Origin of the sequence: Burkholderia sp. Se-20378 (genome assembly GCF_017104665.1) — a bacterium.
In the GTDB taxonomy this organism is placed as follows: domain Bacteria; phylum Pseudomonadota; class Gammaproteobacteria; order Burkholderiales; family Burkholderiaceae; genus Burkholderia; species Burkholderia lata.
Genome location: NZ_JAAGPG010000012.1, coordinates 42,878 through 51,375, shown reverse-complemented (window position 1 = coordinate 51,375; position 8,498 = coordinate 42,878). Strand labels below are relative to the sequence as shown.

The following is an 8,498-nucleotide window of genomic DNA, read 5'->3' as shown; positions in this document are numbered from 1 at the left end:
ACACGCGCAGGCATCGGGCGCGGGCGCCACGCCGCCGTCCGGCGCGGCGGCGGCCGTACTGCCGACGATCGACGTGACAGGGAAGGCCGACCGCACGTCGAGCGGGCTCGTCGGGCTGCGCACCACGGCCGGCACGAAGACCGACACGCCGGTGGCCGAGATCCCGCAAACGATCAATCTCGTGACCGCACAGCAGATCGAGATGACCGGCGCGACCGACCTGAACCAGGCGCTGCGCTACGTGCCGGGATTCGCTACGTTCGGCGCCGACAGCCGCACCGACTGGTATGCGGCGCTGCGCGGCTTCACGCCGACGCTGTACGTCGACGGCGTGGCCGCGCCGAATACGGCCGTCATCGCGAACTGGCGTGTCGACCCGTACACGATCGACTCGATCGCCGTGCTGCGCGGGCCGACGTCGGTGCTGTACGGCGCGGGCGAGCCCGGCGCGATCGTCGACGCGCACACGAAGCTCGCCGACGGCGAGCGCGTCCGCGAAGCCGGCGTGCAGATCGGCAATGACGCACGCAAGCAATTCATGGTCGACGTCGGCGATACGCTCGATCCGGACGGCCGCTATGCGTACCGCTTCGTCGGCGTGGCGCGCGACGGCAACGCGGTCACCGGCCCGAACGGCGACCGGCGCGTCGCGCTGGCGCCGTCGTTCCGCTGGCGGCCGAACGCCGACACGTCACTGACGCTCTCGGCGACGTTCCTGCAGGACAGCGGCGATATTTCGTCGAACTTCCTGCCCGCGTCGGGCACGGTGTTGCCGAACCCGAACGGCCGGCTGTCGCAGGACATCTACATGGGCGACCCAGGGTTCAACGACTACCGGAAGAAGCAGTGGTCGCTCGGCTACGCGCTGGAGCATCGCGTGAATGCGATCTGGTCGCTGCACCAGGACGTGCGCTGGTCGCACCTGTCGCTCGACGACGCCACCGTGTTCGGTAACGGCTACATGCCCCGCAGCACCACCAACATGATGCGGTTCGCGGGGCTGTTCCAGCTCAACTACAGCCGGCTCGATATCGACAACCATGCGCAGGCGCGCTTCGGCACGGGGCCGCTCGAACATACGCTGCTGCTCGGCGTGCAGTATGACCGGCAGACGACGACCAACAGCGTGTGGCTCGCGCTGGCGCCGTCGCTCAACCTGTACCACCCCGTCTACCGGCCCGTCACGGATGCGATTTTCTCCGGCCCGACGTCGCTCGGCCACGTCGACCAGTACACGGCGATGAACGCGTTCGGCGTGTACGCGCAGGACCAGATCCGCTGGAAGCGCTGGACGCTGACGCTCGGCGGTCGCGAGGATTTCGTCAATGCGCGGTTCGACGACCGGACGGCTGGCACGCAGGCGCAGCAGGACGTCAGTGCATTCTCCGGGCGTGTCGGGCTCACCTATCAGGGCGACGCCGGGCTGTCGCCGTACGTGAGCTATTCGACGTCGTTCGATCCCGTCATCGGCGTCAGGATGTTCGGCGGCGGCTTGCCTAAACCGACGCGCGGCAAGCAGACGGAAGCCGGGCTGCGCTGGCAGCCGCCCGGCAAGAACCTGATGCTGAGCGCGGCCGTCTACCAGATCGACCAGACCAACGTCGTGACGCCGACACCGGTGAGTCTCGACCCGACCGGCACGACGTCGGTGCAGACCGGCAAGGTGCGCTCGCGCGGGATCGAACTGAGCGCGGTCGGCAAGGTCAGCCGCGAGCTGTCGGTCGTCGCGTCGTATGTGTATCAGGACGTCAAGAACGTGCAGGCGAACGACGCGTCGCTGAACAACTGGCCGGTGTCGGTGCCGCTGCCGCGGCAGATGGCGTCGATGTGGGCCGACTGGACCTGGCGCACGGGGGCGCTGTCGGGCCTCGGGATCGGCGGCGGCGTGCGCTACCAGAGCGCGTCGGCCGGCGCACCCGACAACTCGCTGACCGTGCCGAGCGTGACGCTGGTCGACCTGGCGCTGCACTACGAGATGCCGCACTGGCGGTTCGCGCTGAACGTCGCGAACCTGTTCGACCGGAGCTATGTCAGTGGCTGTCAGTCGTACGCCGTCTGCGTGTTCGGCAACGAGCGGACCGTACTGGCCACCGCGAAATACAACTGGTAATCGCAAACGCGCGGCATGGTCCTACGCGCCGCGTTGCGGCTCCCGTCGCGCGGCGCGTTCGCCGGCTTGGCGCTGGCGTCGCCACTCGGTCGGCGTGAGGCCGAAACGCTCGCGGAATGCGGTCGCGAAATTCGCCGGCGTGGAAAAACCGATTTCCTTCGCGATGCTCGCAATGCTGAGCGACGTCGAATCCAGCAGATCCTGCGCGATCCGCAGCCGTTCGTGCCGCAGATACTCGAACACCGTCTGGCCGAGATTGTCGCGAAACGCGCGTGACAGCCGCTTTTCATGGGTGCCGACCGCGCGGGCCAGCTGCTCCACCGTTGGCGGATCGTTCAGCGTCCGTGCCAGGTGGCGGATGGCCGCGCGCACGATGATGTCGTCGTCCTTGCCGGCCACGAACGGGCTTTCCAGGTCGACGGGCCGCTCCCGCTTCTCCCGCGCGAGCTGCACGCGAATCCGCGCGAGCACTTCGGCGGGCTCGAACGGCTTCACCACATAGTCGACGCAGCCGATTTCGAATCCCTCGAGGCGTTCGTGCAGCGCGCCGGCCACGGTCAGGAAGATCACCGGAATCGCACACGTCAGCGGATCGGCGACAAGCAGCCGGCACGCGGTGAAACCGTCCATCCGTGGCATGCGGACATCCATCAGGATCAGGTCGGGCATGAGCGCCTGCGCGCGCTGGCACGCCTGCAGCCCGTCGGATGCGATGCTGATCCGGCACCCGGTGCCGCGCAGGATGTCGATCAGCAAGCGAAGCTGGTCGGGCTGATCGTCGACGATCAGGATATGGGCGTCGCCCAATGCGGAGATCGATGGATGCATCGTGCACCTGTTCTGGAATGGCTGCTGGCTGCGTTCCTGCGGGTGGCCGGCCCGGTTCGGAGTAATCGTCGGAAGCCGCTCTATGGCGACGCACAAACGCATCGATATTCGGATTTCGCCCCGCTACGCGACAGACAACCGGTCGGCGTAATACCCGGCATTGCTTGTTTTGATCACTGATCCGGTAATGGCGCGGAGCGTTGCCGTCGTCGCGCGCCGAAAAGTGCGCAACCGTCGGTATCGATGCGAGCCGAATTGTAGGGGCATATTTCAATTCTTGCCAGACGCATTGACTCTATCTGCTTCATTCCGTTTTTCGGATTCTTCATCGTGTATTGTGATTTGTGTTTGCAGTACGGAACGCCGCTGCCTGTCCAATTCCGCCATTTTCATTTGCTCCGCCGCGTACGGTCGCGCAGCGCCGCATTTTTTTGAAAAAACTTTTTTCTGGCATTTACTTTTAATCCGCCTCAGCAAAGATTTTATCCGCCCGGCGAAACACTTCTAATAATTTCAATGGCGCGAAATCGTTTGCGAGATGCGTATTTTTAACGTAACACATTGAATATATTGAATTTTACAATCTATAAAGAATGTCGCCTTCAATAATTTTCGGTCGTGTCCCATAATTCGTCCGAACTTTGAGCGCAGGGTTGCACCGAGCAACACAAGGCACGGCGGGTTGGGACGGACGTTGTGCGATTCGGGTCCGAGGGCATCAATTGATGTGACTCCGAACGCATGTCCGTCACGCGCAAGCGAAAATCCGGTTGCCGTGGATGAAATAAAAGAAGCGGGGTTGGTCGCGGTCGGCGCGACATCAAATCAGGGGTGTCCATAACGGCGGGTTGAATCTCCGGATTCAGTCGTTGGGCGAATTCGCCCATATAAAACGATATGCATTCCTAACGCATTGCCTGAATTAACGGAACGGGCCGTCACACGAACGGCGTGCCCGGGCTTTCGAACGTCCCATCGCTACGGGCGGACGATGCGTGTCGCCTTCGACACGCCCGGGCCGCGCATGGGAATCGGGTTCCGCACTGAAGTCGCAATCGTAACCGCAGCTGAAGTCTTCAACAAAAGTAAGTAGTCCGTATTCAAACCAAACGCAAAAAAACGGAGCAGAAGGCCATGAAGAGGAAGCAGATTTCGGCGCTTGCCGCCGCCATGTTCACGGGTGCAGGTGTCCTGATCTCGGGCGCCGCGCATGCGGACAATTTCGTCGACCGCGGCAACCCGGACAACGCGCTGAGCGGTCAGTGCATCGACGGCACGAACCCGCTGTGCGTGTCGACCAAGAGCGGGGGCTACGCCGCGGTGAGCACGACCAATGTCACGATGGGAACGAATGCCCGGGCCGGTACCAGCGGCATCGCGATCGGCGACCAGTCGAATGCGGCCAGCAAGGGAGGCACCAGCAGCGGCGGTTCGATTGCTGTCGGCGTCGGCGCGCAGGCGCTGGCGAACTCGGCGACGGCGATCGGTACGGTGGCCGTCGCGCAAGGCAATACGGCGCTCGCCATCGGCCGCCAGTCGGCCGCGGTCGGCGACTTCTCGATGGCAGTCGGCAACGTCGCGGACGCTCGCGGCACGAGCTCGATCGCACTCGGCCACTCGGCGCTGGCAAGCGGCGATCGCTCGGTCGCGATCGGCGGCGCCAACCCGACGACGAGCGACGGCGTGTCGGCCGGCGCATCGTATGACGCGGCCACCCAGACGCGCGCCGGCGGCACGCAATCCGTGGCGATCGGCGCGGGCGCGCAGACGAACGACAACAACCAGGTGGCGATCGGTTCGGGCAGCGTCGGTGCGAACAATGGCGGCACGCCGGTGTTCGGCGGCACGGCCGCGCCGGTTGGCGGTGCGGTGTCGTTCGGTGCAATCGGCAAGGAGCGCCAGCTCAAGAACGTCGCGGCAGGCGCGGCCGATACGGATGCCGTCAACGTCCAGCAGTTGAAGAACGTGAACGGCACGCTCAGCACCAGCATCGCCACGGTCGACGCGCGCGTGACGTCGGTCGGCAATTCGCTGTCGACCACGATCTCGAACGTCGACCAGCGCGTGACCAACGTCGGCAACAGCCTCAGCACCAGCATCGTGACCGCAACGAAGAACGTCGTGAAATACTCCGACGATTCGCACGCGGCGATCGCACTCGACGGCAGCAACGGCACGACGATCAACGGCGTCGCGGCCGGTGTCGCCGACACCGATGCGGTCAACGTCGGTCAGCTGAAGGGCACCGTCGCACCGCTGCAGACGTCCATTTCGACGGCGGCGTCGAACATCACGAACCTGCAGACCAGCGTCACCGGTATCAACACGTCGCTGAGCACCGCAACCACGAACATCAGCAACCTGCAGGCAGCCGACGCACGCAACGTGAAGTACGACGGCCAGAGCGGATTCGACTCGGTGACGTTCGCCGGCACGAACGGCACGACGCTGCACAACGTCGCGGCCGGGGTCGCGAACACGGATGCCGTGAACGTCGGGCAACTGAATGGCGGCCTGTCGTCACTCAGCACGAGCGTGACGAACAACATCAGCACGACGCTCGGCAGCCTGAGCACGTCGATCACCAACCAGATCGGCGACGCGACGAAGAACGCCGTGCAGTACGACGATGACGCCCACAGCGGCGTCACGCTCGGCGGCAAGGGTGCGCAGTCGCCGGTCGCGCTGCACAACGTCGCGGACGGTGTTGCCACGGGCGACGCCGTGAACGTCGGCCAGCTCGGCAAGGCTACCGACACGCTGAACCAGTCGATTACGAATGTCGGCAACAGCGTGACGACGCTCGGCAACCAGGTCACGACGAATACGGGCAACATCGCCGCGCTTCAGCAGGATGCGCTCCTGTGGAACACGAACCTCGGTGCGTACGACGCGAGCCACGGCGGCAACGGCCCGCAACGCATCGGCAACGTCGCGGCCGGCGTCGCCAACACCGACGCGGTCAACGTCGGTCAGTTGACGAACACCGTCGCACCGCTGCAATCGTCCATCTCGACGGCAGCATCGAACATCACGAACCTGCAGGGCAACGTCACCGGCATCAATGCATCGTTGAGCACGGCGACCACCAATATCAGCAACCTGCAGGCGGCCGACGCACGCAACGTGAAGTACGACGGCCAGAGCGGATTCGACTCGGTGACGTTCGCCGGCACGAACGGCACGACGCTGCACAACGTTGCCGCTGGTGTCGCGAACACGGATGCCGTGAACGTCGGGCAACTGAACGGTGGCCTGTCGTCGCTCAGCACCAGCGTGACGAACAACATCAACACGACGCTCGGCAGCCTGAGCACGTCGATCAACAACCAGATCGGCAATGCGACGAAGAACGCCGTGCAGTACGACGATGACGCGCACAGCGGCGTGACGCTCGGCGGCAAGGGTGCGCAGTCGCCGGTCGCGCTGCACAACGTCGCGGATGGTGTCGCCACGGGCGACGCCGTGAACGTCGGCCAGCTCGGCAAGGCCACCGACACGCTGAACCAGTCGATCACGACCGTCAGCAACAACGTGACGACGCTCGGCAACCAGGTCACGACGAATACGGGAAACATCGCCGCGCTCAAGCAGGACGCGCTCCAGTGGAACGCGACCCTCGGCACCTACGACGCGAGCCACGGCGGCAACGGTCCGCAACGCATCGGCAATGTCGCGACCGGCAAGAACGGCACGGACGCGGTCAACGTCGACCAGTTGAACGCGGCGATTCAGGACGGCACGAGCCAGCTCGATGCGCTCGCGGTGAAGTACGACGATGCGAGCAAGAAGCAGGTTTCGCTCGGCGCGGGCAACGGCGGGAGCCCGGTGCGCCTGACCAACGTCGCGGAAGGCAACGTTGCGGCCGGCAGCACGGACGCGGTGAACGGTGCGCAACTGCGCCGCGCGACCGACGGTACGGCAGCCGCGCTGGGCGGCGGTGCAACGGCGAATCCGGACGGCTCGATCACGGCGCCGGCCTACAAAGTCGGCGGCGGTTCGTTCAACAACGTCGGCGATGCGCTCACGAACCTCGACGGTCGCGTCGGCAGCAACACGACGACGCTCGAGAATCATGAAACGCGCATCGGCAATGCCGAAACGAACATCGCCGGCAACACGGCCGCGATCGCCGGGCTGCAGCAGGACGCGCTGCAGTTCGACCCGAAGGCCGGCGCCTACAACGCGGCGCGCGGCGGTGCACCGACGAAGCTGACGAACGTGGCCGACGGCAACATCGCCGCGGGCAGCACGGACGCGGTGAACGGCGGCCAGTTGTCGGGCGTGAAGTCGTCGCTCGAACAGCAGATCACGCAGGTGTCCAACCAGGCGGGCGAGGCCGTGAAGAACGTCGTCAAGTACGACGTCGACACGAACGGCAACCGGCTGAATTCGGTATCGCTGATCGGCGGCGACACGAATGCGGCGGTCGTGCTGAAGAACGTCGCCGCGGGCACCGACGATACGGACGCGGTGAACGTGAAGCAGCTGAAGGGCGTCCAGTCGAGTCTCAACCAGCTCGGCGCGCTCGCGGTGCAGTACGACGACAGCTCGAAGAGTTCGATCACGCTCGGCGGCGCCGGCGGCACGCGCATCACCAACGTGCAGGCAGGCACGCTCAGCGCGACCAGCACGGACGCGGTGAACGGCTCGCAGCTCTACGCGACGAACCAGCAGGTCGCGAAGAACACGACCGACATCACGAACCTGCAGGGGAACGTGACCAACATCGCGAACGGCAAGGCCGGCCTCGTGCAGCAGCAGGATCCGAACGGCGCGGTCACGGTCGGGAAGGACACCGGCGGCACCAGCGTGAACTTCTCCGGCACGGCGGGCGACCGCGTGCTGACCGGTGTGGCGGCGGGCGTGAACAACAACGACGCAGTCAACATGGGCCAGTTCAACAATGCGCTGAAGAACGCGGCGGCCAACGACCAGATCCGCGCGGCGGCGACCGATGCGAACACCACGTGGATCACGCGTGCCGATGCAGGTTCGATCGGCTCGACGGCAACCGCAACCGGCAAGAACGCGGTGGCGGTCGGCCAGGGCTCGGTCGCCGATCGCGACAATTCGTTCTCGGTGGGCGCGAAGGGCAGCGAACGCCAGGTCACGAACGTCGCGGCCGGCACGGCGCCGACCGATGCGGTGAACGTGCAGCAGCTGAACGACAACCTGTCGGCCGCGTCGAATCAGGCGAAGGGCTACACCGACCAGCGCATCGGCCAGGTGTACAACTCGTTCAACGACCTGAAGAAGGACATGTACGGCGGCGTGGCATCGGCAATGGCCGTGGCCGGCCTGCCGCAACCGACGGGCGCGGGCCGCTCGATGGTCTCGGCGGCGACGTCGAACTATCACGGCCAGCAGGGTTTCGCCGCCGGGTACTCGTACGTGACGGAAAGCAACCGCTGGGTCGTCAAGGCGTCGGTGACGGGCAACACGCGTTCGGACTTCGGCGCGGTGGTGGGCGCGGGTTACCAGTTCTGACGCCGTCCGCGCAGCATCGATTGACCGTGAGGGCCGGGCAGGGTTTGTGATGTCCGGCACGGGCGGGAAA

The 8,498-nt window shown here is 65.3% G+C and carries 3 protein-coding genes; 2 read left to right on the top strand and 1 reads right to left on the bottom strand.

The window, feature by feature from the left end; translation table 11 throughout:
* A partial coding sequence (locus G3N93_RS03690) for a TonB-dependent siderophore receptor (protein WP_206132291.1) occupies positions 1-2,110 on the top strand: 2,110 nt, incomplete at its 5' end.
* A 21-nt stretch (positions 2,111-2,131) separates the two neighbouring features.
* Here G3N93_RS03690 and G3N93_RS03685 read toward each other — a convergent pair.
* A complete protein-coding gene (locus G3N93_RS03685) occupies positions 2,132-2,938 on the bottom strand; it encodes a response regulator (protein ID WP_174933043.1) in 807 nt (268 codons plus the stop codon).
* A gap of 1,134 nt (positions 2,939-4,072) precedes the next feature.
* Here G3N93_RS03685 and G3N93_RS03680 point away from each other — a divergent pair.
* Positions 4,073-8,428 (top strand): YadA-like family protein, encoded by a 4,356-nt coding sequence (locus tag G3N93_RS03680; protein WP_206132290.1) that lies wholly within the window; start codon positions 4,073-4,075, stop codon positions 8,426-8,428.
* Positions 8,429-8,498 lie beyond the last annotated feature (70 nt).